Annotated in this window: 26 protein-coding genes; 23 read left to right on the top strand and 3 right to left on the bottom strand. The window is 31.3% G+C overall.

Features of this window, described 5'->3' with window-relative positions; genetic code table 11:
* Nucleotides 1–28: 28 nt before the first annotated feature.
* From kdsB to NRK67_16325, 18 genes are all read left to right on the top strand, one after another.
* Nucleotides 29–742, top strand: coding sequence for a 3-deoxy-manno-octulosonate cytidylyltransferase (gene kdsB / locus NRK67_16410; protein ID UUV18848.1), 714 nt, complete (start codon nucleotides 29–31; stop codon nucleotides 740–742).
* Nucleotides 742–1254, top strand: coding sequence for an HAD-IIIA family hydrolase (locus tag NRK67_16405; protein UUV18847.1), 513 nt, complete (start codon nucleotides 742–744; stop codon nucleotides 1252–1254). The genes kdsB and NRK67_16405 overlap by 1 nt, the downstream gene beginning before the upstream one ends.
* The gene (locus NRK67_16400) at nucleotides 1254–2210 is read left to right on the top strand and encodes a KpsF/GutQ family sugar-phosphate isomerase (protein UUV18846.1); all 957 of its coding nucleotides are present in this window, start codon (nucleotides 1254–1256) and stop codon (nucleotides 2208–2210) included. The genes NRK67_16405 and NRK67_16400 overlap by 1 nt, the downstream gene beginning before the upstream one ends.
* A gap of 416 nt (nucleotides 2211–2626) precedes the next feature.
* Nucleotides 2627–2983, top strand: coding sequence for a four helix bundle protein (locus tag NRK67_16395; protein ID UUV18845.1), 357 nt, complete (start codon nucleotides 2627–2629; stop codon nucleotides 2981–2983).
* 442 nt (nucleotides 2984–3425) lie between these two features.
* The gene (locus NRK67_16390) at nucleotides 3426–6473 is read left to right on the top strand and encodes a DEAD/DEAH box helicase (protein UUV18844.1); all 3048 of its coding nucleotides are present in this window, start codon (nucleotides 3426–3428) and stop codon (nucleotides 6471–6473) included.
* Nucleotides 6474–6851: 378 nt separating this feature from the next.
* Nucleotides 6852–7172, top strand: coding sequence for a nucleotidyltransferase domain-containing protein (locus NRK67_16385; GenBank protein ID UUV18843.1), 321 nt, complete (start codon nucleotides 6852–6854; stop codon nucleotides 7170–7172).
* On the top strand, nucleotides 7156–7554 hold the full coding sequence (locus NRK67_16380) for a HEPN domain-containing protein (protein ID UUV18842.1): 399 nt from the start codon (nucleotides 7156–7158) through the stop codon (nucleotides 7552–7554). Before NRK67_16385 ends, NRK67_16380 begins: the two co-directional genes overlap by 17 nt.
* Nucleotides 7555–7832: 278 nt before the next feature.
* Complete coding sequence (locus NRK67_16375; protein ID UUV18841.1) at nucleotides 7833–9086, top strand: dTDP-glucose 4,6-dehydratase; 1254 nt, start codon at nucleotides 7833–7835, stop codon at nucleotides 9084–9086.
* Between the two features lie 268 nt (nucleotides 9087–9354).
* Nucleotides 9355–9453, top strand: a complete 99-nt coding sequence (locus NRK67_16370; GenBank protein ID UUV18840.1) for a GxxExxY protein — start codon at nucleotides 9355–9357, stop codon at nucleotides 9451–9453.
* Between the two features lie 458 nt (nucleotides 9454–9911).
* Nucleotides 9912–10637, top strand: coding sequence for an HI0074 family nucleotidyltransferase substrate-binding subunit (locus NRK67_16365; protein UUV18839.1), 726 nt, complete (start codon nucleotides 9912–9914; stop codon nucleotides 10635–10637).
* Between the two features lie 381 nt (nucleotides 10638–11018).
* The gene (locus tag NRK67_16360; protein UUV18838.1) at nucleotides 11019–11468 is read left to right on the top strand and encodes a nucleotidyltransferase domain-containing protein; all 450 of its coding nucleotides are present in this window, start codon (nucleotides 11019–11021) and stop codon (nucleotides 11466–11468) included.
* Nucleotides 11446–11865: a DUF86 domain-containing protein gene (locus tag NRK67_16355; protein ID UUV18837.1), complete on the top strand. Its 420-nt coding sequence runs from the start codon at nucleotides 11446–11448 to the stop codon at nucleotides 11863–11865. Before NRK67_16360 ends, NRK67_16355 begins: the two co-directional genes overlap by 23 nt.
* 308 nt (nucleotides 11866–12173) lie before the next feature.
* Nucleotides 12174–13511, top strand: coding sequence for an MFS transporter (locus NRK67_16350; protein ID UUV18836.1), 1338 nt, complete (start codon nucleotides 12174–12176; stop codon nucleotides 13509–13511).
* A gap of 841 nt (nucleotides 13512–14352) precedes the next feature.
* Entirely contained in the window at nucleotides 14353–16068 is a 1716-nt protein-coding gene (gene argS / locus NRK67_16345; protein UUV18835.1) for an arginine--tRNA ligase, read from the top strand.
* A gap of 39 nt (nucleotides 16069–16107) precedes the next feature.
* A complete protein-coding gene (locus NRK67_16340; GenBank protein UUV18834.1) occupies nucleotides 16108–16884 on the top strand; it encodes a polyphenol oxidase family protein in 777 nt (258 codons plus the stop codon).
* Nucleotides 16844–17431: a hypothetical protein gene (locus NRK67_16335; GenBank protein UUV18833.1), complete on the top strand. Its 588-nt coding sequence runs from the start codon at nucleotides 16844–16846 to the stop codon at nucleotides 17429–17431. The genes NRK67_16340 and NRK67_16335 overlap by 41 nt, the downstream gene beginning before the upstream one ends.
* 11 nt (nucleotides 17432–17442) lie before the next feature.
* Nucleotides 17443–17865: a hypothetical protein gene (locus tag NRK67_16330; GenBank protein ID UUV18832.1), complete on the top strand. Its 423-nt coding sequence runs from the start codon at nucleotides 17443–17445 to the stop codon at nucleotides 17863–17865.
* A 235-nt stretch (nucleotides 17866–18100) separates the two neighbouring features.
* A complete protein-coding gene (locus NRK67_16325; GenBank protein UUV18831.1) occupies nucleotides 18101–18865 on the top strand; it encodes a hypothetical protein in 765 nt (254 codons plus the stop codon).
* 59 nt (nucleotides 18866–18924) lie between these two features.
* On the opposite strand, the gene NRK67_16320 is transcribed toward NRK67_16325, so the two are convergent.
* On the bottom strand, nucleotides 18925–20316 hold the full coding sequence (locus NRK67_16320; protein ID UUV18830.1) for a Xaa-Pro aminopeptidase: 1392 nt from the start codon (nucleotides 20314–20316) through the stop codon (nucleotides 18925–18927).
* Between the two features lie 312 nt (nucleotides 20317–20628).
* Here NRK67_16320 and NRK67_16315 point away from each other — a divergent pair, with 312 nt between their 5' ends.
* The 4 genes from NRK67_16315 to NRK67_16300 all read left to right on the top strand — a co-directional run bounded on the left by NRK67_16315 (nucleotide 20629) and on the right by NRK67_16300 (nucleotide 24159).
* On the top strand, nucleotides 20629–20856 hold the full coding sequence (locus NRK67_16315; GenBank protein ID UUV18829.1) for a ferrous iron transport protein A: 228 nt from the start codon (nucleotides 20629–20631) through the stop codon (nucleotides 20854–20856).
* A gap of 88 nt (nucleotides 20857–20944) precedes the next feature.
* Nucleotides 20945–21181 carry a ferrous iron transport protein A gene (locus tag NRK67_16310; protein UUV18828.1) on the top strand — a complete coding sequence of 79 codons (237 nt, stop codon included), beginning with the start codon at nucleotides 20945–20947 and terminating at the stop codon, nucleotides 21179–21181.
* A 187-nt stretch (nucleotides 21182–21368) separates the two neighbouring features.
* The gene (gene feoB, locus NRK67_16305; protein ID UUV18827.1) at nucleotides 21369–23567 is read left to right on the top strand and encodes a ferrous iron transport protein B; all 2199 of its coding nucleotides are present in this window, start codon (nucleotides 21369–21371) and stop codon (nucleotides 23565–23567) included.
* A 421-nt stretch (nucleotides 23568–23988) separates the two neighbouring features.
* Nucleotides 23989–24159 carry a 4Fe-4S binding protein gene (locus NRK67_16300; GenBank protein UUV18826.1) on the top strand — a complete coding sequence of 57 codons (171 nt, stop codon included), beginning with the start codon at nucleotides 23989–23991 and terminating at the stop codon, nucleotides 24157–24159.
* Nucleotides 24160–24309: 150 nt separating this feature from the next.
* On the opposite strand, the gene NRK67_16295 is transcribed toward NRK67_16300, so the two are convergent.
* Nucleotides 24310–24747 (bottom strand): hypothetical protein, encoded by a 438-nt coding sequence (locus NRK67_16295; GenBank protein ID UUV18825.1) that lies wholly within the window; start codon nucleotides 24745–24747, stop codon nucleotides 24310–24312.
* Nucleotides 24748–24872: 125 nt separating this feature from the next.
* Between NRK67_16295 and NRK67_16290 the strand changes: the two genes are divergently transcribed.
* Nucleotides 24873–25724 (top strand): MBL fold metallo-hydrolase, encoded by an 852-nt coding sequence (locus tag NRK67_16290; protein ID UUV18824.1) that lies wholly within the window; start codon nucleotides 24873–24875, stop codon nucleotides 25722–25724.
* Nucleotides 25725–25811: 87 nt separating this feature from the next.
* On the opposite strand, the gene NRK67_16285 is transcribed toward NRK67_16290, so the two are convergent.
* The gene (locus NRK67_16285; GenBank protein ID UUV18823.1) at nucleotides 25812–26579 is read right to left on the bottom strand and encodes a type III pantothenate kinase; all 768 of its coding nucleotides are present in this window, start codon (nucleotides 26577–26579) and stop codon (nucleotides 25812–25814) included.
* Nucleotides 26580–26582: the final 3 nt, after the last annotated feature.

The raw sequence follows: 26582 nt of genomic DNA, 5'->3' as shown, positions 1-26582 counted from the left end.
TTGCTGTGGCTTTTTTAGGAGGAGTAAAATGATAAAAGTTGGAATAATACCTGCAAGGTACGCCTCTACGAGATTACCGGGGAAACCACTAGCAGATATAAATGGCAAACCTATGATTCAGTGGGTATATGAAAATACATCTAAATCAAATTTAGACCGTGTAATTGTAGCTACTGATGATGAAAGAGTTTTTGATAAAGTAAAAGAATTTGGCGGTGATGTTATGATGACGTCAAAGGATCATTTGAATGGGAGCTCTAGATTAGCAGAAGTAGCAGGGAAGATAGAGGCAGATATAATAGTGAATATTCAGGGAGATGAACCGCTTATATCAGGGAAAGTTATTGATAGAGTTTTAGAAGCTTTTGAAGATAAAAATTGTAAAATGAGTACTTTGAAAACAAAAATAAATAATAGAGAAGAGATTGAAAATCCTAACTGTGTTAAGGTAATAACTGATCTAAATAATGATGCTATTTATTTTTCCAGATTACCCCTTCCATATGAAAGGGAAGAAACAGATATAGATTTTTATAAACATATTGGAATTTATGGATACAGAAAGGAATTTTTATTAAACTATGTTACGATGAAACCTACAAAATTAGAGTTATCTGAATCACTGGAACAACTAAGGGTTATAGAAAATGGTTATAAGATAAAAGTTCTTGAAACTAATGAAAACCTTGTAGGGGTAGACACTATAGAAGATTTAGAAAAAGTAAGGGAGATATTAAAATAATGAAAGATATTAAACTAGTAGTCTTAGATGTCGATGGCACTTTGACAGATGGAAAGTTATATATAGATAATAATGGAGTTGAAACAAAGGCTTTTCATGTAAAGGATGGAATGGCTATAGCTCAAGGAATAAAAAATGGCCTGGATATCTTAATTCTTACAGGAAGAGAATCTAAAATTGTAGAAGTTAGGGCAAAAGAGCTTGGAATAACAGAAATATATCAAGGGATAAAAGATAAAAAAACCAAGATAGAGGAAGTTTTAAAAGATAAAAATTTAAATTATAATAATGTTGCCTATATAGGAGATGATATAAATGATTTAGAGGTAATGAAATTAGTAGGATATTCAGGATGCCCAAGGGATGCCGTGAAACAAATTAGGGGTATATCTGATTTGATCTCAGAGTATAATGGTGGAGAAGGAGCCGTAAGGGAGATCATTGAAATAATTTTAGAAAAACAAGGAATATGGGAAAAAGTATTAAAAAAATATACAGGAGGAGCGCAATAATGAATATACTAGAATGTGGAAAAGAAGTATTTGATATACAAATAGAAGAACTAAAAAAGGTAAAAGAAAAATTAGGAAATGAATTGGAAGAAGCGGCTAAATTAATATTTAATTCTAAAGGAAAGGTCGTTATAACTGGAATCGGAAAATCTGGAATAATTGGGAAAAAAATAGCTGCAACTATGGCATCCACTGGTACACTGACTGTATTTATGAATTCGGCAGAAGGGCTACATGGAGATCTTGGAATGGTTCATTCTGAAGATGTTATTTTAGCTATATCAAATAGCGGGAATAGTGATGAAGTAGTAAATATAATTCCTTCTATAAATAAAATAGGAGCTAAAATAATAGCTATGACAGGAAATAAAGAATCTAAACTGGGAAGAGCAGCAGATATAGTATTGAATATAGGTGTAGATAGAGAAGCATGTCCTATGAATATAGCTCCGACTTGTTCTACAACAGCTACTTTAGTTATGGGGGATACTCTTGCTACAGTACTTATTAAGATGAGAAATTTTCAGCCAGAAAATTTTGCAGTATATCATCCAGGAGGAAGTTTAGGAAGAAGATTGCTGACAAAGGTTAAAGATGTAATGCATTCTAATGCTAATCTAGCAATTATAACTTCAGAAGCTTCTATTGAAGAGGTGATCGTTAAAATGGGAGAGAAAAAATTAGGGATAGTTTGTATAGTAGAAGATAGTGAGTTAAGAGGGATTATAACAGAGGGAGATATTAGAAGAGCATTATCTAATAAAGAAGAATTTTTTAATTATAAGGCAAAAGATATTATGATAGAAAAATTTACTTCTATAACTGAGGATAAGATGGCAATAGATGCCTTAGAATTGATGGAAGAAAGGGAAAATCAAATTTCTGTTTTACCTGTAATAGAAAGAGAAAAATTATTAGGGGTAGTAAGACTTCATGATGTATTGAGTGTGAGATAGAGCTTAAAGGAAGAGAGTTTCTTTAATTCCAAAGTAATCAGGGATTTAGATAAGTTCAAGAAAGTTTCTGATGTGATAGTGACAAATCGTCTTTGTGACAAACTTAGTGATGTGGAAGAAAAAATCTATACGAGAGATCTGTTTGCAAGAGACTAATTAGTTGAAAGTTGCAAATTGAAAGTTGAAAGTTAAAACCTGAAAAGACAAAGAATAGTTGAAAATGCAAATTGAAAATGGAAAGTTAAAAGCGGAATGACAGATGAAAGTTGCAAATTATAAAAACGGATGAAAATTGAAAGTTAGAACCTGAAAAGACAGTTGAAAGTGGAAAGATGAAAAGTGATAGTGAAGGTTTTTGAAGTTAATTTTCAACTGGCAACTATCAATTTTCAACTTATATAAAGGGGTGGTTATTTATGCGACGAAATAGTATTGTATATGATAAATCCTTTAAATTTGCAATAAGAATAGTTAAGCTTTATAAACATCTCAAGGAAACAAAAAAAGAATATATTATGTCTAAACAGCTTATGAGGTGCGGAACCAGTATTGGAGCAAATGTAAGCGAAGGTATTGAAGCACAAAGCAAGAAGGATTTTATATCTAAATTAAGTATTGCACTTAAAGAAGCAAATGAAAGTAGATATTGGATTAATCTTATGAAAGCTACAGATTACTTGGATGAAAAAGAAGAAAAAAGTTTAATAATAGATTTAGAAGAAATTATAAAGTTGCTTGTAAGTATAATAAAAACAAGTAAGGAAAATAGTTGAGAATTAAGAGTGCAGGAAACTGTGCTTTTTTTCTGAAAAAAATTAAGAGAAGAGAGTTAAAAGTTGAAAATTGTAAATTGAAAGTGGAAAGTTAAAACAAAAAGTACCAGAAGGTTATTTAGCTTCCTCGTTAGGTTTTCCCTAAACGGGAAAGCCGAGGCAATAACCATTTTGTCTTTACATTATAATACACAATCGTCATTGTAGAAACAGAGGGCTGAAGTTGGACGACTATAAACTTCACTCAAAACCAAGAAAAAAACGTCTTTGTTGTAGCAGGAGAATATTAAAAATCTGTATTAATCTGTGTAATCTGTGTCTCTGCGTTGAGGTTTTTTAATTCGTTACAGGTTTTCAAAGATTTTAAATTAGTTTTATTTTTATAGAGGTATTTACCTCTTTTTTTTATGGTATAATAAAATAAAAAATAAGGAGAATATATATGTTTTACATAGATGAGGTTGAAAAAATTGCTGGAAGTCAAAAAAATTTTGATAATGGAATGAAATACTTTTCATCTGGAAAAATAAAATTAACAGAAAAAATAATTAAGAAAGGAGATAAAACTATCATTAGTGGTAGGGCTTTTGGAAGTAAAGTTTATAATTTTATCATTACTCTATCGCCAGAAGGGAATATTGAAAAACATACTTGTACTTGTCCTGCAAGTAAGCAATATTCTTTTAGAGCATGTAAACACGTGATAGGTGGAGCATTGGAATTTTTTAGCTTGGCAAACAATATATTATCTGAAGATTTTGAAGATGATGATACAAATCCAGATATAGAAGAGATCTTTGGCATCTTAGAAGATAAGGGGAAAGATAGAAAATTATTAAAGGTAGAATATCATCTAAAGAGTAGCATAAGTATGGATGAGTCTTATAAACTTCAGATAAAGGTTGGAGATGAAAAACTATTTGTTATAAAAACTTTTTTTGATTTTTATCGTTTTGTAGAAGGAGTTCAAAATAAATATAAGTTAAGTAAAGATATAACTCTTGATTTAAAGGATTATGTTTTTGATAAAAAAGATATAACTAACTTTGAACATATAGATCTTCTTCTTAATTTACTAAGAAGCTTATCTTATTATGGGAATGAAGAAAATTTAAAATTAAATGATCAGATGACTACTCAATTTTTTAAAAAATTTAGGGGAGAGATCTATATAAATGGTGTTCTATATGAAACCGGATCTATTGAAGATAGTGTTCTTTTGATAGAAGAGAAGGACAGCTATACTTATGCTAAGTGTGATACTCTAATAGAAGATGGAAGTATTCTCATATCTAACAATAAAATTATACAATTAAATAATAAAGAGAGTAGTGCCTTACTTTTAGCAGCAATGATAGAAAATGAGAGTAAAGAGAAAAGAAAAGAATATAAAGAAAGACTAGAAAAGATCGTAAAAAAGTTAAAACTACCTATAGCAAAGAGATCAGAGGAAAAATTGAAACCTCAAATCATACTATCAGGTAAAAGAGATAAGATGGAATTGAGATTAGATATGAATAACATAAAGGAAGAAAACGGGATAAAATATGTATTAGACTATGATGATAGCTCATATAAAAAATTAAGTAAATTTGCAATAGAAAAGAGTATGAAAAACCTTATAAAAGATGGACATCACACAATCAATGGTGTTTCAAAGGTTTCTAATTTTATATATGAAAATGAAGAAAAATTAAAAGAGATAGTAGATCTAAAGGTAATCTCAAAAGATCTACCAATAATAGAAAAAATAGAAGGAAAATTGCTTTTAGATATATATAAGAAAGCGGATAAATTAGAACTATCTATTGGTATAGACACCTTAGATGAAAAGGAACAAGAGATCCTCTTTGAAAGAGTCGTAGTAGGAATAGATCAAGTCTTTCTAGGAGACAAGATATATAAGATCGATGAAACTCAAGCAAAAATTATCTCAGAACTCCGAAGATTAGGGATAGATAGGGCAAAGAATGATGTTTCAGAATTTGATCTGCTAAAACTAACCCTTACCAATCCTCAGGTGAAAACACCTATAAAGGAAAAGCTAGAAAACTTAGTGAATAGTAATGAAAAAACTCCTCCAAAACTAGAAGCTACCCTTAGAGACTATCAGAGAAAAGGTTATAGTTGGCTAAAAAATAGATATGACTCTAAGTTAGGAGGGATCTTAGCAGATGATATGGGACTAGGAAAAACAATACAAATAATAGCTTTACTTACATCTATCTATATAGAGGAAAAAAAAGAAAAACCAAGTCTATTGATCGTACCAAAATCACTACTTCATAACTGGAAAAAAGAGATAGAAAAATTTTCTCCTAATTTAGAATTAAAAATATTAGAGGGAACAAAAAAAGAAAGGGAAAAAATATTAGAGAGTGATATATCTTCAAAGATAATAATAACAACATATGGGACTTATAGAAACGATCTAGAAGTTTTTAAAAATATGGATTTTGAAATGGTAGTATTAGATGAGGGACAAAAGATAAAAAATCCTAAGGCAAAGATAACAAAAGCCGTGAAAGAAGTAAGATCTAATATAAGGTTTATCCTATCTGGAACTCCTATTGAAAATAATCTGCTTGATCTATGGTCACTACTAGATTTTACATCTCCTAATTATCTAGGAACTCAAAAGAGTTTTACACAAAACTATATGAAGAAAAGTTACCCTACAGACGATATAGATAGGATGATTTCATTAAAAAAGATAGTTTCACCATTTATGCTTAGAAGGATAAAAAAAGAAGTGCTAAAAGAACTACCAGATAAGATTGAAACTAACTTGATAATAGACCTAGAGAAAAAACAAAAAAAATATTACCTCTCATTTTTTGAAAAAATAAAGGGAGAAGCAAAAACTATAATGGGAAAAGATGGATTTAATAGTAGTAGAGTTAAGATATTGTCTTTACTAACAAGACTTAGACAAATATGCTGTAGTCCTGAATTATTTATAGAAGATTATAAGGGTGGGAGTGCAAAGATTGATACTCTCTTAGAACTACTTTTAGAATTAAAGGAGTCAGGTCATAAAGTTTTAGTTTTTTCACAATTTACAAAGGTTTTTGATGTGATAGAAAAGAGGCTTGTTGAAAATAACCTGAGTTATCTAGTACTAGATGGAAAAACACCCTCTAAGGAAAGAATAGAGATGTGTGATGAGTTTAATAGTGGGGGAAAAGATATATTTCTGATATCTCTAAAAGCTGGTGGGACAGGTCTGAACTTAACAAGTGCAGATGTTGTAATACATTTTGATCCTTGGTGGAATCCTGCAATAGAAAACCAAGCGACAGATAGAGCACATCGTATAGGACAAAAAAGTGTAGTTCAAGTAATCAAGATAATAGCTGAAAATACCATTGAGGAAAAGGTAATAGAGATACAAGAGAGGAAGAAAAAAATGATAGAAACTATGGTTGATAGTAAAGGTAGCTATGGTGGAATAACAAAAGAAGATCTAAAAGAATTACTAGAGCTATAGAGAAAAATGTAGAATTGACAATATATAATGTACAGTGGAAATAAAAATTTTGGATTTATGGGTTAAGTCAGAAGTAGTCAGTTTTAAGTCAGGCTCAAAAGAAAAGCTTCTCTTCGTGATCTTCGTATAAGGGTTTTGGTTTTAAAATTATAGCTATTATCAGACCTGATCCGTGTACCTATGAACTATATTTTTAAAGAGGTATCTACCTCTTTTTTTTATATGGTATAATAGAAGAAAATATAGTTGAAAGTTGCCAGTTGAAAATTAATAGTTAGAGGAAAAAATATAATAAAGAACTTTGCGATACCCGAAGTGGGCATCACCAAAAAACTATTAGTTTACTCTGTAAACATAGAATTTTGCGAGGAGGTAGAAATGATTAATTTAAATAAACTTGAAGAAGCTAAAAATAGATTAGTAAAAGAATTTAGTCCTAAAAAAATATATATATTTGGATCTTATGCTTGGGGAGAACCAACTGAAGATAGTGACCTAGATATTATGGTCCTTACAAAAGATTGTAAAAATAAAATTATAGATATGAGACGTGGGATAAAAGCGTTGAGAGGGATTGGGTTTCCTAAAGATATAATCGTAGAAAGTGAAATGGAATTTAAAATAAATTCAAAGATAGAAAATCGGATTGAAAGTGATATTTTAGAAAGGGGGTATTTAATTTATGAAAATACCAATTAAAGATAGTGAAATAATGTTGTTTAAGGCTGAGAGAGATTATAAATCAGGTATTATTTTATTGGATTCTGAATTAGAAGACCAAGCTATCTATCATTTTCAGCAAGCTGGAGAAAAGGCTTTGAAATCAATTTTATTTTTTTATAAAGCTAAAGTTCCTAAAAATCATGATTTATCAAATGTTTTAGATAAAATAATTGAATTAGATAAAGAGTTTGAAAAATTATATGAATCAGCAGAAAATTTGACTCCATATTCTACAGCTTACAGATATATGGATACAGGTTTTGGTTTGGTACCATCTCATGATTTAGTTGAGGAAGCAAAAAATGATAGTTTGAAAATTTTAGAATTTGTAAAAAATAAATTAAATAAAAATAAATAACAATAGAACACGGATGTTACCACACTACCCGCAAAGGGCGAAAATGGAAATGATATAGATCTACTAGTTAACGATGATAAAAAAAGAAGAGGTTTTCTTAGTGAGTTTCGTGATGAGGTTTGGGTTTTAAGAGTTATTAACAGACCTGAACCGTGTACCTATGAACTATATTTTTAAGAGAGGTATTTACCTCTTTTTTTTTATGGTATAATATAGCAATAGGATTATAGAAATAATAAAATTATAAAAATATTTATTTAAAAAAGGAGAATTAAATTATGAAAACATATTTAATAACAGGTGCTGCAGGGTTCATAGGCGCCAACTTTTTAAAGTATAAATTAAAGCAAAATAATAGTAATAAAGAAGAAATAAAATTAATAGTTTTAGATAAACTTACTTATGCAGGAAATCTTGGAACTATAAGTGAAGAGATAAAAGATGAGAGGGTAACTTTTGTAAAGGGAGATATCTGTAATAAGGAATTAGTAGAAAATATCTTTATGAACCATGAAATCGACTTTGTAGTAAACTTTGCAGCAGAGTCTCATGTAGACAGATCTATTGAAGATCCGGGAATATTTTTAAAGACTAATATTCTGGGAACTCAGACTCTTATGGATATAGCAAAACAACATTGGACTATTGATAAAGATGAATTTGGATACCCGGTCTATAAGGAAGGGAAAAAATTCTTACAGGTAAGTACCGATGAAGTTTACGGAAGTTTAGAAAGAGAATTTCCAGAAGGGAAACTTCTAATTAACAATGATGAATTATCAATTAGCAATGGGTTAAAGAAAGATGAATTAAAGACAGTATTGAATGGAAGAGAAGCTATGCCTAAAATTTTTGGGAGTAAGTTTTTTACTGAGAGTACTCCTCTAGATCCTAGGTCGCCCTATGCTACTTCTAAAACCGGTGCAGATATGCTGGTAAGAGCTTATGATGAAACTTATCATTTTCCGGTAAATGTAACCAGGTGTTCTAATAACTATGGACCTTATCATTTTCCTGAAAAATTAATTCCCCTTATAATTAAAAATATATTGGAAGGGAAAAAGTTGCCGGTATATGGAGACGGGAAACAGGTCAGAGACTGGCTCTACGTAGAGGATCATTGTAAGGGTATAGATATGGTAATAGATGGTGGGAAACTTGGTGAGGCATATAATATCGGCGGATTCAATGAGGAAACCAATATTAATATTGTCAAGATGACCATTGATACTATTTATAAACTAATAGTTGAAAATGGAAAGTTGAAAGATGAATATAAAAATATAGTAAAAACTGATATTAGTAATATTAACTATGATCTGATAACCTATGTGCAGGACAGGTTAGGGCATGATACAAGATATGCCATCGACCCTACTAAAACTGTAAAGGAATTAGGTTTTTACCCGGAGACTCCATTTGTAGTAGGGATAGAAAAAACTATCAAGTGGTATCTGGATAACCAAGAGTGGGTAGATGATGTAGTCAGTGGTGACTATGCCAAGTATTATGAGGAAATGTATAATAAATAGAAAAAATCTATACGAGAGATTTGTTTGCAAGATACTAAAAAGATAATGAACAATTGACAATGTACGATGTATAACGAAAGTCAAAAGAAGAAAAAAATTAAATAGCAGTATATAATTTAAGTACAGAGATAGCTAATTTATTTTCTGTACTTTTTATAATTTACAAAGGGGAAATATGAAAACAAGTAATATAATTGAAGAAAAAGTTTTAAACATAATTTTTTGACCCTGACTAAAATCTGACTTTAAGCTGAGTGGAGGTGAAATAATGGAGAAATATTTACATGAAGATTTAACTAAAAAAATTATAGAATGCTGCTACAGTGTCTTTGATGAACTTGGAAGTGGTTTTTTAGAGCCTGACTAAAATCTGATTTTAAACTGAATGGAGATAACATAATAAAGAGAGAAGATAACCTGTAATATGCACTTCAAAAAAAGTCAGATTTAGTCAGTTATAAGTCAGGCTCAAAAAAGAAAAGTTTTTTTAGTGTAATTCATGACAAAAGAAGGTTTTTTTAATATTACTATACATCTTTGTATTGAGAAAATTTTATTAGCGAAAATTGGCGGTAAAAAGAAAAGACTCCTGTGCTGTAGCAGTAGGATATTATAAATTGGTGGCAGAAAAAGTTTAAGAGAGGTATTGACCTCTTTTTTTTATGGTATAATAAGAAGATAAAACATAGTTGAAAGTATCTAGTTGAAAATTGAAAGATAAGAGATAAAAAATTATGAGTAGGATTTTGTGGTACCCGAAGTGGGCATTACCAATATACTATTAGTTTATTATATAAATATAGGATATTGCGAAGGAGGTAAATTATGTATGGATTAACAGAAAAAGAATTTTATAAATTAATAGAAGTATTAAAAAACTACTCCAAAGAAATAAAATGGGTTAAAATTTTCGGTTCTAGAGCTAGAGGTGATTATAAAAAAACTTCAGACATAGATTTAGTTATTCAATTTAGAGAGGATAAATTATTAGATTTAAAAGATGAACTCTATAAAACTTCTTTACCCTATACAATTGATATAATTGACTATAAAAAAAATACCAATGAAAATTTAAAAAAATTTATTGATGAAGAAGGTTGTATAATATTTCTTACAGATGAAAGGGGAAAAGTAACTATGAATGAAAATAAATTAAAACTAAAATTAGAAGATTTAAGAAAAGCCTTATGTAGATTAGAAGATTCTTTAAAAAAAGATCCCCATGAGGACGATCTATATTTAGATGGGACCATTCAAAGATTTGAATTTGTCTTTGAACTTAGTTGGAAACTTATGAAAGGTTATCTAGAATATGATGGGATAGAAGTTAATAGCCCTAGAGGAGCTTTTAGAGAAGCTTTTAAAGTTGAATTAATAGAAAATGGCACTGCATGGATTAAGATGATGGAAAATAGAAATAGAACTTCTCATACTTATAATCAAGATACAGCTTGGGAAATTTATGATAAAGTAAAAAAAGAATATATAGTTTTATTTCAGGAATTTTTTAAAACGATAGATGAAAAAATTAAATCCGATCATGAATTATAAAGCTTATATTTATTGAAGAGCCTGAAGCAATAAGTATTTTGTCTTAATTAGTAGGTCACAATCGTTGTTGTAGAAATAATACTGCTGAAGTGGGACAACTATAAACTTCATTTTTAAAATCAAGAATAAAAGGTTTCTTTGTGTGCTCTCTGGTTATTTTCTCAAAGTCCTATGTTCATGGAATAAACTAATATCTCAAAGTTCTTAATTTACATCGTAAATTTTTAGATACTTTGGTGATACTTCTTGCGAGTAGTTCTTTGGTGATAGCCCTAGCAATTACTTCGTGAGTTTCGTGATGAAGGTTTGGGTTTTCAGTGGGTATCACCAGTATGCTATCAGTTTACTGTCGTAAACATAGAATATTGCGAGGAGGTTAAGATGAAGGAAAAAAATCAGTTTATATCTGAAGAGAAAGTTCAAGACTATAAAAAAAAAATCATGAAATATTTTTCTTTAAAAGAAGAAAATATAGAGGGGGTATATGTATTTGGATCTGTCTCAAGAGGTGAAATGAGGGAAGAGAGTGATATAGATATAGCTGTTATAGGAGATTTTAATTTTGATGATAGATTGAATTTTATTTGTGATTTAGAAAAAGAATTAGGAAGAAAGATAGATCTTATAGATTTTAACAGATCTAATTTAAATTTTCAGGCAGAAATAATAACAAACGGAGAGTTGATCTATTGTTTAAATGATGAAAAAAATGACCTGTTAGAATATAAAATTTTAGCTGAATATTTAGTTTTTGAAGAGGATAGGAAGATAGTTTTAGATGAAATCTATAATAGGGGAAGTGTTTTCAATGAAAAGAGTAGTACTGAGTAAAATAGAGAGTATTGAAAGGTGTATTAAAAGGATAGATGAGATATATGGCGGTGAGATCGAGAGATTGAATGATTATTTATATCAGGATGCCATAGTTTTAAATATTCAGAGGGCCTGTCAGCAGTCTATAGATCTATCCATGTATTTATGTTCAAAATTAGCTTTTGGAATACCAAAATCAAGTAGAGATTCATTTGCTTTATTAAAAGAAAATGGTATTCTTACAGAAAAAACATCGAATCTTATGGAAAAAATGGTAGGATTCAGGAATATAGTTATACACGAATATCAATCTGTAGAATTAGAAGTGATAAAATTTATTGTAAAAAAAGGCAGAGAAGATTTTTTAAGTTATACCAAGGAAATTTTGACCTATATGAAAAAGATAGATGAATAGTTTTTAAAATATGAGAAAAAATAAATTTATAAAGTACAGTAAATAGATAAAATCTATTTACTGTACTTTTTTTTGGTATTTATCGATGCAATAGTTTTTATTGGTACTATTGGTGTAGAGAAGGTAATATAGTTTTTTTCTTAAAAATCTTAAAAAAAACTTAATTTATTCTTGACTTTTTATTGAAATGTTATATAATACTGTTATAAAGATGAATAAAGTAATTCGAAAGAGTACAAGTTTATTTTTTTTAGGTCAATAAGTGAAAAAAGTAATTACTTTTAATAAATTTAACAAGGGGGAAGAAAATGGAGGAGAGAAAGAGAAAAAAACTGAACACGTGGTTATTTATTGTTATTTATGCTTTTATGGGGATCTTAGCAGGAGTAGCACTAGATACAATGGTAACTTTTTTAGATGCTTCAGAAAGCACTAAAGCAGTAGCGGCTAGTATGTCTATAATAATGGGTATTGGGTTTGTTGGAGGAGCAGGATTGTTATTTTTTATACCTAAGGTTGGATATAAAAAAATTCTACTTACAGGGCCAGTGATTATAAGTGCAGGAATACTTATGATAACTAAGATACATAATGTTTCTATCGTATTTATATGTGCAGGGCTTGTGATGATAGGAGTGTGTATGTTTGATGCTATCCTTCCTCCATTTTTAAGCTGTTATACTACCGATGAAGAGAAACAAAAGGTTTTTTCTACAACAATCTGGACAAATATCCTAGGAATGGTAATAGGAACTTGGGTTGGCGGGAGATTAATTGCAACAAGATTTTCTTCTAGATTAGGTCTTTCATATGAAGAGGGTAGTAAACTTACAGAGGACATCAAGAACTTCAGTCCTGAGCAATTAACTCAATATATAGGAGCTCATAGTGATGTACTCCTAATCTTTATAGGAGTAGCTCTGGTTACTATGATTCCTGTCTTTATGTTAAAGGAAGAAAAAAAGGATTATACAAAAGTAACAGCAGATACAGGGAAAGTAAAAGTAAAAACAAACTGGAAAGATTTTGCTAATAAATATGTTATCTTCTTCTTAGCTTTTGGATTCCTGATCAGATTAGGAGCAGCTTTGGTAACACCATATTTTCCAATTTATTTGAGTAGAATGGGAATAGACAGAGCTACAACTTCTTCACTTATCTCATATCAGTACTTTGCAATGGTAATATTTGTAGCAGTATCACCTTGGATAGTAAAGAGAATTGGAAGAGTAGGAGCTTTAGGAGGATTAGCACTTGTGTCTATACCATTTATGCTGGTAATAGCAAATGGAGCTATGTTTGGAGCCTATAAGGTAATAGCTATTGGAATGGCATTATTTTTAAGATCAGGATTTATGAATGCTTCTCAACCGGTACAACAAAGTTTACCTATGGAGTTTGTATCTAAAGAGATGAGACCAGCTTACAGTTCAATAATATTTATAATCCAGGGATCGGCTCAATTTATAGCTGGTGGACTGGGAATGAAATTCTTATTCTCTAGACCAGGAGGATATGCAATGGCTTACTATGTTACAGGAACTATATATATAATAGCTTCCCTTATGCTTATAGTAGTTTTCTATAAGAAATACAATAGAGTGGAAGCAGTGGAAGAATTTAAGGTTTCAGAAGAGATGGCATAAAGGATAGAAAAAGAATATAGAGGATAGATTAAAATCTATCCTCTATATTCTTTTTTTGATACTTATAAGTGATCGCTATAAATTAGAGAAAACGCGAACAAGGAAAGAGTAGAAAAAATTCTAAAGATTCCATCTTTAAATATGGGTTCTTTCTTTTTTTCTGAAAAAGAAATAAACGAAAGAAAAGCAGACTTTTTCTAAATGATGTTATAAAGTGAGCCCATGAATCCCCGTTTCTTATTGGGATGCCTGACGGACATAGTTGGTGCGACGAAACTCGCAAGAGATATTTTGAGAAGGTAGGATAACATCTAGAAAAAGCATTAGAGTCAAAAGAAAAACAGCTTAAAATCAAGAAGATTCTTTAGCGTTCTCGTTACATCTTCCCCTAAATGGGGAAGACGAAGCAATAACCTCTGTCACATTCATCACTGTAGGAACAGCACTGCTGTAGTTGAATGACTATAAACTTCGATTAAAATCAAATAGGTTCTGACCAAGAAAAAAGATTATCTTAATGACCTATCTGGTTTTTTTCTCAAAGTTCTATGTTTATGAAATAAACTAATATCTCAAAGTTCTTAATTTACATCGTAAATTTTTAGATACTTTGGTGATACTTCTTGCGAGTAGTTCTTTGGTGATAGCCCTAGCGACTACTTTGTGAGCTTAGTGTAAAGGTTTAGGAGTTAATTTATAATTTTAAAAAGGAGATAGAATAATAAATCTTAGAAATACATGGCAAAAAATATATGGGTAAAAAAAATCCAAAATTCTAATTAAATATGTTAAAATATAAAGTAAATAAATTATAAAATTGGAAGAAATAGGAGTTGAAAATATGTTACTTATTGAAAAAGAGATAGCAGGTATATTTAATCAGATGGTAAAAAATTCATTTGAAGGGGTAGAAGGGTTAAGGGAAGTTGATATCCAGCCAGCTACAAATGATAAATTTGGAGATTTCCAAACAAACTTTGCCATGATGAATTCTAAAATAATAGGAAATAATCCAAGAGCCATAGCTGCTAAATTATTAGAGGGATTCTTTGAGAATGAGATCATTGAAAAGTTAGAGATCGCAGGACCTGGATTTATTAACATATATTTAAAGGAAGAGTATTTAGGAAAAAGAATAAATACCATGACCACTGAAAAATATGATTTTTCATTTTTAGATACCCATGGAGATGTAATTATAGATTATTCTTCTCCTAATATCGCCAAAAGAATGCATATAGGTCATCTTAGATCTACAATCATAGGTGACTCTATTAAGAGAATATATAATCATTTAGGATATAATACAGTAGCGGATAACCATATCGGTGACTGGGGAACTCAGTTCGGGAAATTAATTATCGGATATAGAAACTGGCTGGACCAGGATGCATATAAGGCAGCTCCTATAGATGAATTAGAAAGAGTATATGTAAAGTTTGCTGTGGAGTCAGAGCACAACGAGGAATTAAACGATCAGGCAAGATTGGAATTAAAAAAATTACATGAAGGTGACGAAGAAAATTATAAACTTTGGAAGGAGTTTATAGAGGTATCGTTAAATGAATATAACAAGGTATATAAGAGATTAGATATTGAATTTGATACATATTTCGGTGAATCTCACTACCATGACATAATGCCGGGAGTTATAGAGGAATTAAAGGAAAAGAAGATAGCTGTGGAATCTGAAGGAGCCCAGGTTGTATTTTTCCCAGAAGAAACAAAATTAAACCCATGTTTAGTGCAAAAAGGAGACGGGGCATACCTATATGCAACTTCAGATATAGCTACAGTTAAATTTAGAAAAGAAAACTATGATGTAAATAAGTTGGTTTATGTAACTGATGAAAGACAACAGGATCACTTTAAGCAATTCTTTGCAATAACTGAGATGATGGATTGGGATATTGAAAAGAAGCACATATGGTTTGGAATAATGAGATTTGCTGACGGTATATTCTCTTCTAGAAAGGGAAATGTAATCAAATTAGAGGAACTTTTAGATGAAGCTAAAAGAAGAGCATTAGAAGTTGTAGAGGAAAAAAATCCTACACTATCTGCAGAAGAAAAAGAAGTTATTGCAGAAGTAGTAGGAACAGGAGCAGTTAAATATGCGGACCTTTCTCAAAACAGACAGAGTGCAATAATATTTGAATGGGATAAGATCTTAAGTTTTGAAGGAAACACAGGACCTTATTTACAATATACATATGCCAGAATCCAGTCTATCCTTAGAAAAGGGGCTGAAGCTTCTAAAAACTTAGATGGAAATGCAAAAGTTAAATTCATAGAAAAAGCAGAAAAAGCATTGGCACTGCATATGAATCAATTCCCGGCAGTGGTATTGAAGGCTTCTACAACATATAAGCCAAACTTAATCACAGATTATTTATTTGAATTAGCTAAGAAATTCAATACTTTCTATAATGCCTGCCCAATATTAAATCAAGAGGATGAGATCTTATACTCTAGATTATTGATTGCTGACAGAACAGCTAAAACTCTAAAAGAGGGATTAGGATTATTAGGAATGAAAACAGTAGATAGAATGTAGTAATATTAGCAAAAGAAGAATTCCGCTGGAATTCTTCTTTTGCTATATTTAGAATTTGAAGGTGAGCAGGAGGGGAATAAAATTTTTATAAAAAAAGATAAATATTATGAGATAGAGGAATTTGATAATTTAGGGATAGGAGCAATCTATACCACTAAAGATTTAATGGATAGCAGGATAATAAAGCAGGATCCGGTATCTAAAGATAGGATAAAAAAACTTTTGGATATAGAGGATAAAACTATAGTTTTTGCAGGCCAGACCCACTCAGTAAATATAGCAGTGGTAGGAGATAAGGCAAAAGATATCTACCTGGATACCGATGGATTTATAACTCAAAATAAAGATTTGGTTTTATTTACCCAGTATGCAGACTGTCTGCCCATATATGCCTATGACAAGAAAAATCAGGTGATAGGACTCTGTCATGCAGGGTGGAAGGGAGCTTTTGACGGGATACAAAAAAATATGATAGAAAAGATGATCTCTGAATATGGATCTTTGGCAGAAGATATTATAATCGGGCTGGGAATAGGAATATCTGTTGATAACTACCCGGTAGGAGAGGAATTCTTTGAGGCATACTACAGGCAGTATGGGAAGGAGATGACGAGGTTGGTATTTTCTATAAAATCAGATAGATACTACTACGATAATATAGAATTTAATAAACAAATATTGTTGAGACTGGGAATAAGGGAAGAAAATATAATAATTTCTAATAGTTGTACTTATAGGGATGAATTTCATTCTTACAGAAGGGACGGGGGTCTAAGTGGCAGAAATGGAGCATTCATATACTTTAAGAAAAAATAAATTTATTAAAACCTTTATTTTGTTTTGTTTTTTACTTGTTTTTACATCTTGTGCCAGTATACCTGTAGAGAGGGAATGGCAGGATATAAAAAGGGTAAGGTATAGGACGGAAAAATTAAGGGTAGGGGATATCATAATAAAGAATAAGGTGGCAAAGGATCCTCTCGGTTGGTATGGACATGCAGCTATGGTGGTAAGAAAAGATACTATAGGTGATTATCCAAAATTAGGAGTGGGATATTATGAGATTGATACATATTCCTGGCTTTATGAAGACAGAAAGGTTATGGTTCTAAGATATAAACATTTTGATGAAAAATTTAGAGAGTTGTTTGAGGAAAATTTAAAAAAACATACTGATAAAGGATACTTTATAAGCGGAAGAAAAAATACCAATAGTTTTTATTGCTCTAAGTATGTATGGTATATATATTATATTACTGCTAAAGAACTTGGGTATGATTTAGACTTAGACAGTGATGGGGGATTTATGGTCTTTCCATATGATTTTATAGGGTCGGAAGAATTGGATCAGATTATATTTTAGGAGGGAAGTTTATGAAAAAATTAATTTTTTTATTGATGGCTGCTACAATATTTGCTGCACCTCTTAAAGATGAAAAAAACTTCAAACCCAGAGCCATAAAAAAAGGTGTCAAGGTTGAGGTAGTATCCCATAAAGAAAGGGGAAACATCTTTGAGATCAGATATAGGATATATAACAGCAGCGGAGGAGTAATCGAAAAACTCAATGTAGAAATTATATTTATAGATAGTACAGGAAAGAGACTGACCTCCTATACTACAGAGATCATAGATGACCGGAACAAACTCGGCAGGGGCCGTGAGAGATATTATCCATCTAAATCAAGGTATGAAACCTATGAAACCTATGAAACCTATGAAACCTATGGAAGGATGGAAGTTAAAGAGGTAGATAAAATAAAATTAGAAATAAATAACTTATCCATATTTAAATAGAAATAATCTTATTTTTAAAATAAAATAGCAGAAATCCCAGCGGATCAGAGTAAATCTGGTTCGTTTTTGGTTTAACTTTTATTATTAGTTGAAAAAAATTATTAGAAAATAATTAATATATTCAACCCTTAGATAAGCTTTACTTAAACTTTTGAGAGAGTGTTGACAAAATAATAACAAACTACTAAACTGTAGGCATTGGTGATTAATTTAGTAAATAAACAAGGGAGGAAAGATGAATAAGAGAATTATAGGAATAATAGCAATAGCAGCAATTGCATTATCTTTCACTTTAAAAGGGCCTGAAGATAATATGGATATAGTAGCAGGAGCTTCTGCACTGCCTTTGACAGACAAGATTTATATAAAAAATTCAGAAGTTTCATCCAGATATTTTTTGGCGATAAATGGTGCAAATAAATTCATAGGGTATGATGCTAAACATATTATAGATGAAAATAAATATATTATAATGAGAGTAAATGGAGTTGGGACCGATAAAAGATGGTTTACCTCAGATGACCGGATAAATAAATATTATATAATAACCCATGATAAGGGAAAGGTAGTCTCTAAGTTTGAATATTCCGAGAATGTTAAAAAAGGAATACCTCACTTTGGCGGTGAAGATAAGGTATCTAAGGGGACAAAGGTAGTGGAATATAATCAAGATGATAAACCTTTAAAGGAATTGGTATATAAAGGTAATAAGGTAGTAGGAGAGGGAAGATATATCTATAATTCCTCTGGAAATTTAGTATCCAGAGTAGAGGTAGATTTAGATGGTAAATTAAAAAGTGAAAGTAAATACACAGATGAGAGTAAGGGTGGCGTGAAAATTATAAGAAGAACCGACTATAAATCAGATGGTTCTGTTAGAAGATGGCGTGATTTTTACTATGATAAAAATAATAAAAAAGAAAAATTAATAAAATATGACAGCTTAGGAAGGACAGTAGCTGTGGAGATATTTGATTCAAATAAAAGAATTTTTAATTAGTTATTGTGGAAGAAAAGAATACAGATCTAACTGACGTTAGACCTTTATTCTTTTTTTGTCTACTTTGAATAAGCTTTTGCTCTTTCAGCTTCTACTTCCTCAATGGTTTTAGGCATCTTCAATCCCAATCTACGAGACCTGCCATTTTCTATAACATAGTCTCCCTCATATCTCATACCACCAAAATTTAGATATTCATCGATTTTTTCAAAATTTAAAAATTCAGAATTAATCCCCTCATCTTTCCATTTTTTGATAAGTTCAGGGATAAAGTAGATTCCAGGTTCTACAGTGAAAACAAATCCATCCTCTAAGATTCTCCCCATTCTAAGTGAAGATAATCCAAATTGAGTTGACTTTGCTTCTCCATTATACCCTACAATAACCTCTCCAAAATTTTCCATATCATGTACATCCATTCCCATCATATGACCTAATCCATGAGGCATAAATAGTGCATGGACACCATTTTTAACGACTTCATCAATCTCACCTACAATAAGTCCTAAAGATTTCAGTCCTTCTGCAATTTTAGAACAAGTAGCTAAATGAACTTCCTTATATGTGATTCCTGCTTTTAATATAGATTCAGCATGATCGTATGCATCTATTAATATATTGTAGATTACAGCTTGCTTAGGAGTAAACTTTTCGTCTACAGGGAAAGTTGTAGTCATGTCTCCGCAATAACCTGAGGCTGATTTTGCTCCACAGTCCACAAGAAGCATCCTTCCATTTTCCAGGGTATTTCCATGATAGTGGTTGTGGAGAGTCTGACCGTTAGTTGAGCAGATAGTTGGAAAACTATTGGTACAGTGATTACCTAGAAGTATCCCTTGGATCTTTGCTGTAACTTCATATTCCTTCATCCCGGCCTTTGCAGTCTGCATAGCTTTTAAGTGCATGGCACGGGTAACGTTAACTGCTGCCTCTATCTTTTTGATCTCCTCGGGAGATTTATAGTTTCTCTGATTAGCTATAGCGTAGCAGAGTTCTTCAGAACATCCATTTTTAATATCCTGGGGAGTTTTATTTAAAAGTTCTCCTAAAGTTATAAGGTTCTCACCTCTATATTGAGGGTGATAATGGACCTTTTTATCTCTGTTATTTTCTAAAAATATTTTTAGATCTTCATATGATCCTGTGTTTTCTATTCCAAAATTAAGAGCTTCATTCCTTAAAGAATCTTGAGGACCCATCCAGATTACATCAGAGATGGTATAATCATATCCAAAGATATAATCTTTATTGCTGTCCAAATCTATAAGACCAAACATATCAGCACGATCGATACCAAAATAATACCTAAAACTGCTGTCCTGTTTAAATTCGTATGTATTATCCAGATAGTCCATACTAGCTTCACTATTTCCGGTGATGAGAACAAGACCTGATTTCATCTCTTTCTTTAATTTTTTCCTTCTTTCAATATAAGTTTCTTTACTAAACATACATGCCCCTCCTACTTTTTTTACGAACCAATATCGATTTTTTCAACAAAATATCTTTACCATTTATCATTATGACTATATTACTTTGTTTGTATAAATTCGTATAATCCGTGATTAGTTATAAGTTTTTAGTATAACCTCAAGGTTATCCTATCATATATTTAGGGGAAAAAATCAAAATATTTAAAATAAATGTGCAGAAAGAAAAATACTTTTATTGTCAAAGTTTATTCTTGACAAATGTTTAATAAGTTGGTAGACTCTATTATAGAAGTAAATCATTAATTTAGAATGACTACTAGGAGGGATCTCATGGCTTGTCCAATAACATTTGCTGCATCAGATAGAACATTAAAAATTGTTGAAATATTAGGTGGAGATAGGGCAAAGGGGAAACTTTTAGACAGGGGACTTTGTGTAGGAGAGTGTCTCTGTGTTTCTGAGGGGAGTTGTAGAGGGAATATAATCCTTAAAACAAAAACTTCAAAATATGCAGTAGGATTTGGGTTAGCGAGTAAAATTATCGTAGACGAGGTATAGTCTGCGTATTTTTTTGACAAAATGGTTTGAAAGTCAAAATATAATATAAGACAATAGGTTTAAATAAGTAATATAACTGGAGGGCATGATGAAGTTAACAGAGTTGAACAGAGGGGAAAAAGCCATAATTGTAAAAATAGGAAAATTAGGAGAATTGAAAAAAAGATTAACAGATATGGGGATAACATCTGGTGAAGTTATTAAGTTAGAAAGAGATGCTCCACTAGGAGACCCCCAGCAATTTTTAATAAAGGGTACAGGAATAGCTATTAGAAAAGAAGATGCTGATCACATTGAAATAAAAAATGTTGCAGAAATCAAATAAATGTTAAGTATGAAAATAAAAAAATAACTATCCGTAAAGGGTATAACCAAAGTATCTGCCAGGGAATGGTATCAACAAAATATCATTAGTTTACTGGGTAAACATAGGATTTTGAGAGAGAAATTCACTGTTAAAATTAAGAACTTTGAGATAATTCGGCTAAAAGTCGTCATAGGGGAGATAAGAAATGATAAAAATTGCGTTTGCAGGAAATCCAAATGTAGGTAAATCAGCATTAATAAATGAAATAGCAGGTTCCTCTCTAAAGGTAGGAAACTGGCCGGGAGTTACAGTAGAAAAAAAAGAAGCAAAGTTTGAGTTTGAGGGACAGACTATTAAATTAGTAGATCTGCCGGGAGTATATTCCCTTAGTCCTTATACTTTAGAGGAAAAAATCACCCGTGATTATATCATAGACGAGAATCCGGATGTTGTAATAAACGTAGTAGATTCAACAAACTTAGATAGAAATCTATATCTGACTATGCTGTTAAAAGAATTAGGGAAACCTATGATCATGGCACTGAATTTTATAGATGAATTTGAAAAACTGAACTATAAATTAGATTTAAAACATTTTGAAGAACATATAGGAATGAAAGCTGTTCCAACAAGTGCATTGAAAAATAGAGGACTGAAAGAACTGTTAGAAAAATCTCTAAAGGTAGCAGCTGAACATAAAGAGCAGGTACACTCTAAATATGAATTAAGAGTTGATAAATTTTTAGAAACAGAGATGAAAAAAGTAGAAGAATTTGTCAGAAATAGTGATGAATTTGTCCCTGTAATGAAAAAATATTCTATGGATTTTATAACTATAAAATTATTGGAAGGTGACAACCATTTCTTAGGGAAATTAAAAGGTTATGGAATAAACAAATTAGATTCTATAGAGGAATCTAAAAAAAGGATAGAGGATAAATTCGATGAAGATGTAGAAACTGTATTTGCAGAGAGCAGATATGGAGCTGTAAAGGGAATCCTCCTTCATACATTGAAGACATCACTAAAGTCAAGATTAGATTTTACAGACAAGGTAGACAAGGTCTTACTGAATAAAATCTTAGGATTACCTATATTTTTAATATTAATTGCAGGTCTTATGGGAGTAGTATTTAATGGTGCAGCTCCGTTACAGGACTGGTTAGATGGGTTTATAAATGGGTTTATTGGTAAATATGCAGGAATCCTTGTAGAAGGGACCCCTGACTGGTTAAATTCATTTGTGTTAGATGGATTGATTGCAGGTGTGGGAGGAGTATTAGTCTTTGTTCCGTTGATGTTATTTTTATATTTCTTCCTGGCTATATTAGAGGAAAGTGGATATATGTCCAGAGTAGCATTTTTAATGGATAAGATCATGAGATCTATGGGACTAAATGGAAAAGCATTTGTACCGATGGTATTAGGATTTGGGTGTACAGTACCTGCAATCTATGCTACAAGAACTTTAGAAGATGAAAAATCTAGAAGATTAACTGCTTTAATGGCACCATTTATGTCTTGTGGGGCAAGATTACCGGTATACGGATTATTTACAGCGGCTTTCTTTGGTAAGACTGCAGGAATGATAGTAATGAGTTTATATTTCTTGGGTATTTTTATTGCAATGCTTGTAGGATTAACTTTTAGAAAACATGAATATTTTAAAACTGATGACAGAGCATTATTGATAGAGTTACCGCCATACAGAGTACCTAGTATTAAGATGATCACCAGATCAGCATTCACAAGAACAGGGTCGTACTTAAAGAAAGCTACAACAGTAATTATGGGTGTATTAATAATCTTATGGGCACTGACTTATTTCCCGAATCATGGAGATACAGAAAACTCATATATGGCAAAGTTTGGAAAATCAGTAGCTCCTATTATGAAGCCTACAGGTTTTGGAGATAGATGGGAAGCGGTAGCCGCAGTTGTGCCTAGTATAGCAGCTAAGGAAGTTGTAGTAGGATTTATGGCTCAGGTATTGCCTCTAAAAGAAGCTGACGAAGAAGAAACTGAAGAAGTGACTACTTTTACAGAAGATGTCGTGGAGCAGGTAAGAGGGTTAGGATTTGCATTAAAAGATTCATTTATAGGAATAGTAGATGTAAGGGCTATAGCTGGATTGTTTGAAGCACCAGATGCAGAGACTGTAGAGGAAGAAGGAGTTGGAGTTGTACAAGCTGTATCAAATCTATGGGCCGGGGATAAAGAGGGACCATTGAAAGCATACTCGTTCATGGTATTTATCTTGTTGGTAGTACCTTGTATAGTAACTTTAGCAGCTATAAAGCAGGAATTTGGAAATAAATTTATGTGGTTTGTAACAGGTTTCTTGGTCTTAGTACCGTATGTTGCATCTACATTGATCTATCAAATAGGAAGATTGTTTGTTTAGACAGGGTAGAAGGAGTGTGAACTTATGAAAACTATATTTTTAAGTTTAATATTAATAGGAATCTCATATTACTCTTTGAGAAGTTTATTTAAATCATTTAAGGGCGAATCTAAATGCGGAGGATGCTCTAGTGCTAAAACTTGTAAAACCAAGTGTAAAATAAAATAAAAAAAGTCTAAAAATAAGAACAGCTTGAGTATAATTTTATGCCTAAGTTGTTCTTTTTTTTTGTAAATAAATAAATAAAAAATAGATGTCATTTATAAATTAAGTTTCGATAGAAAAACAAAGATTTAGATATAGTTTGATAACCAAACAAACCTAGTAAAAACAAGGGTTAGAGAAGAAAAAAATATTGACATATAGAAATATTTAGAGTATATTATGAGTAGTTAGATTAAATTTTTAGGAGGTAACACTTATGTATATTATTGATAAAGACGCTTGTATCGGATGTGGAGCATGTGAAGGAACTTGTCCAGTAGCAGCAATTTCAGCTGACACAGATGGAAAATATGAAATCGCAGATGCATGTATCGATTGTGGAGCATGTGCAGGATCATGTCCAGTAGAAGCTATCGCAGCAGGATAATTAATCTATAAGAAAAAAGTAGTCCTAGGACTACTTTTTTTAGTTATAGATTAATTATAAAATTTATGAAGAGGTTAGAGTAAATGAAAACTTTAATTAGAGTTAATTGGGTACAATGTCATATTGCTTTTTTAGTCTAAAAAATTAAAATTATCTGCTCCACTCTACCACAAGACTTTTTCCTGGATTTTCAATCATGTTTTTAAAGAGTTCATAGTGATTTTTTACCACAATAAACTCATCTCCCTCTACAATATATTCTTTAAAGACCCTATCAACATCTTCTAACTCATAGATATTTCCATCGGAGAAATAATCAGAGATAAACCAGGTAGCATTTTCTCCCTCTTTTTCTAAATTTCCTCCATCCCATATCTCTAAAAATTCTTTTATCTGAGAAACAAATAAAAATTCATTCCTAACGAGAATATGATAACTGGTATCAACTTCGATTCCTTCGTAGGTACCGTCGTCAAAGCCGACAAATATATCGTAGTCCAGGTCTCCCTCCTCATTTTCATTTTTCCTGGAGTTAACCTTAATTAAACGAAGTAACTCCTCACTATCTATAATTCTTTTATCGGACATAAAATCTCCCCTCCCCGGAACCTATAATCACATTGGAATTTTTTTAATTCGGATCCATCTTTTTAATATTATACCTTTAAAAAATAATATTTCCTTGTTAAAATTATATAAAAAAGGAGGTATATATGAAGATAACTACATTGGTTGAAAATAATCTATACTGCAGTGAGAAAGAGATATCTAAGAATCTTGGATCTCAGCATGGATTAAGTCTCTATATAGAGACAGCTGATAAGAAAATACTTTTCGATACAGGAAAAGATGATTTATTTTATAGAAATGCCCAGATCTTAGGGATAGATATAGGTAGAGTTGATTATCTGGTTTTATCCCATGCCCATTACGATCATATAGGGGGATTGGATAAATTTTTAGAACTTAATAAAACTGCTAAGATAATAGTTAATAGAGGTGCCCAAGGAGAAGTTTATTCAAAAAGATTGGGATTTTATAAGTATATAGGGATAAAAAATGAACTTTTACAAAAAAATATAGAGAGGTTTATTTTGGTGGAGAAGGAATTTAAACTAGATAAAAATATAGGTTTTATGATGAATACCTATCATGAAGGAGCTCCTCTCAAAGGAAACTCCCACCTCTATAAAAAGAGTAAAGAGGGCTATGTTTTAGATGACTTTTCCCATGAGCTTATTATGGTGGTAGAGGAAATAAAAGATCAATTGATCGTATTTACAGGATGTTCCCATGGCGGAATATTGAATATGGTGAAGAGTGTGGAAAACAGATATCCGAATAAAAAGATAGAGGGATTAATAGGAGGATTTCACTTACAGAATAATATAACTAAAAATTTAGCGGAACCTAGAGAAAGAGTTATAAATATAGGTGAAAAGTTAATAAACATACCTCATATATATACAGGACATTGTACGGGAAAAAAAGGATTTGGTGTGTTAAAAAAAGTATTGGGAAGGCAGATAGAGGAGTTCAATACAGGAAAAGTTTTTGAGGTTTAAAATGTTTTTTCTGGAGTTAAAAAAAGTAATCTCGGATTTATAAAAAAACTCCCCCTCCTAAATTAGGAGGGGGAGTTTTTAACTGTTCTATTTATTTTCCAGCCAGATGGAATACATTCCTTCAATACTAAGATTTGGAAGGTATTCATCTATGGAGTCAACTTCCTTACTGATGATCTGTCCTAAGCCGCCAGTGGCAATAACATAGGTATCTGGATAGATCTCCTTGATCTTTCTGATGATCTCCTTGATCTGCCCGGTATATCCATAGAAAATTCCAGCTTGAATCTGTTCAACTGTATTTTTTCCAGCTATTGTATGGGGATTCTCAAACTTTACCTTAGGCAGCTGAGCTGTGTTTCCAAAGAGGGAATTTATAGACATATTTATCCCTGGGAGGATTCCTCCTCCTACATAGACATTATCTATAAGGATCTCATAGGTAGTAGCAGTTCCAAAATCAAAGACTACAAGATCTCTGTTTGGATGTAACTTTAATCCCTGCACTATATCTATTATTCTGTCAGCTCCGAACCCGGAGTTGTTTAATCCTTCTGCGAAAGTGAAAGGCAGTTGAAGGTCTAAATTTATAATTAATGGGGACAGATTAAAATATTTTTTTGCCAGATAATCACAGATCCTGATAAGTCCAGGGACTACAGAAGATACGATAACTCCACATACATTAGTTAATTTGATCTCATTGAAATCAGTAATGTTTTTTAAGTATGAAAAAAGTTCATCTTCTGTGATATTATCCTTTGTAGCAATTCTAAAACTAGTTATTAAATTTCCTTTGTCATCCAGGACCCCGGTGACAATGTGTGTGTTTCCGATATCAAATGCTATTAACATTAT

The organism is Fusobacteria bacterium ZRK30 (assembly GCA_024628785.1).
Lineage (GTDB): Bacteria > Fusobacteriota > Fusobacteriia > Fusobacteriales > Fusobacteriaceae > Psychrilyobacter.
Note: the sequence above shows the minus strand (reverse complement) of the source record. Positions and strands in the feature narration are given on the sequence as shown.

Coding starts and splice junctions, on each gene's coding strand:
- kdsB (UUV18848.1), top strand. CDS start 29: ATGATAAAAGTTGGAATAATACCTGCAAGGTACGCCTCTACGAGATTA.
- NRK67_16405 (UUV18847.1), top strand. CDS start 742: ATGAAAGATATTAAACTAGTAGTCTTAGATGTCGATGGCACTTTGACA.
- NRK67_16400 (UUV18846.1), top strand. CDS start 1,254: ATGAATATACTAGAATGTGGAAAAGAAGTATTTGATATACAAATAGAA.
- NRK67_16395 (UUV18845.1), top strand. CDS start 2,627: ATGCGACGAAATAGTATTGTATATGATAAATCCTTTAAATTTGCAATA.
- NRK67_16390 (UUV18844.1), top strand. CDS start 3,426: ATGTTTTACATAGATGAGGTTGAAAAAATTGCTGGAAGTCAAAAAAAT.
- NRK67_16385 (UUV18843.1), top strand. CDS start 6,852: ATGATTAATTTAAATAAACTTGAAGAAGCTAAAAATAGATTAGTAAAA.
- NRK67_16380 (UUV18842.1), top strand. CDS start 7,156: ATGAAAATACCAATTAAAGATAGTGAAATAATGTTGTTTAAGGCTGAG.
- NRK67_16375 (UUV18841.1), top strand. CDS start 7,833: ATGAAAACATATTTAATAACAGGTGCTGCAGGGTTCATAGGCGCCAAC.
- NRK67_16370 (UUV18840.1), top strand. CDS start 9,355: ATGGAGAAATATTTACATGAAGATTTAACTAAAAAAATTATAGAATGC.
- NRK67_16365 (UUV18839.1), top strand. CDS start 9,912: ATGTATGGATTAACAGAAAAAGAATTTTATAAATTAATAGAAGTATTA.
- NRK67_16360 (UUV18838.1), top strand. CDS start 11,019: ATGAAGGAAAAAAATCAGTTTATATCTGAAGAGAAAGTTCAAGACTAT.
- NRK67_16355 (UUV18837.1), top strand. CDS start 11,446: ATGAAAAGAGTAGTACTGAGTAAAATAGAGAGTATTGAAAGGTGTATT.
- NRK67_16350 (UUV18836.1), top strand. CDS start 12,174: ATGGAGGAGAGAAAGAGAAAAAAACTGAACACGTGGTTATTTATTGTT.
- argS (UUV18835.1), top strand. CDS start 14,353: ATGTTACTTATTGAAAAAGAGATAGCAGGTATATTTAATCAGATGGTA.
- NRK67_16330 (UUV18832.1), top strand. CDS start 17,443: ATGAAAAAATTAATTTTTTTATTGATGGCTGCTACAATATTTGCTGCA.
- NRK67_16325 (UUV18831.1), top strand. CDS start 18,101: ATGAATAAGAGAATTATAGGAATAATAGCAATAGCAGCAATTGCATTA.
- NRK67_16320 (UUV18830.1), bottom strand. CDS start 20,316: ATGTTTAGTAAAGAAACTTATATTGAAAGAAGGAAAAAATTAAAGAAA.
- NRK67_16315 (UUV18829.1), top strand. CDS start 20,629: ATGGCTTGTCCAATAACATTTGCTGCATCAGATAGAACATTAAAAATT.
- NRK67_16310 (UUV18828.1), top strand. CDS start 20,945: ATGAAGTTAACAGAGTTGAACAGAGGGGAAAAAGCCATAATTGTAAAA.
- feoB (UUV18827.1), top strand. CDS start 21,369: ATGATAAAAATTGCGTTTGCAGGAAATCCAAATGTAGGTAAATCAGCA.
- NRK67_16300 (UUV18826.1), top strand. CDS start 23,989: ATGTATATTATTGATAAAGACGCTTGTATCGGATGTGGAGCATGTGAA.
- NRK67_16295 (UUV18825.1), bottom strand. CDS start 24,747: ATGTCCGATAAAAGAATTATAGATAGTGAGGAGTTACTTCGTTTAATT.
- NRK67_16290 (UUV18824.1), top strand. CDS start 24,873: ATGAAGATAACTACATTGGTTGAAAATAATCTATACTGCAGTGAGAAA.
- NRK67_16285 (UUV18823.1), bottom strand. CDS start 26,579: ATGTTAATAGCATTTGATATCGGAAACACACACATTGTCACCGGGGTC.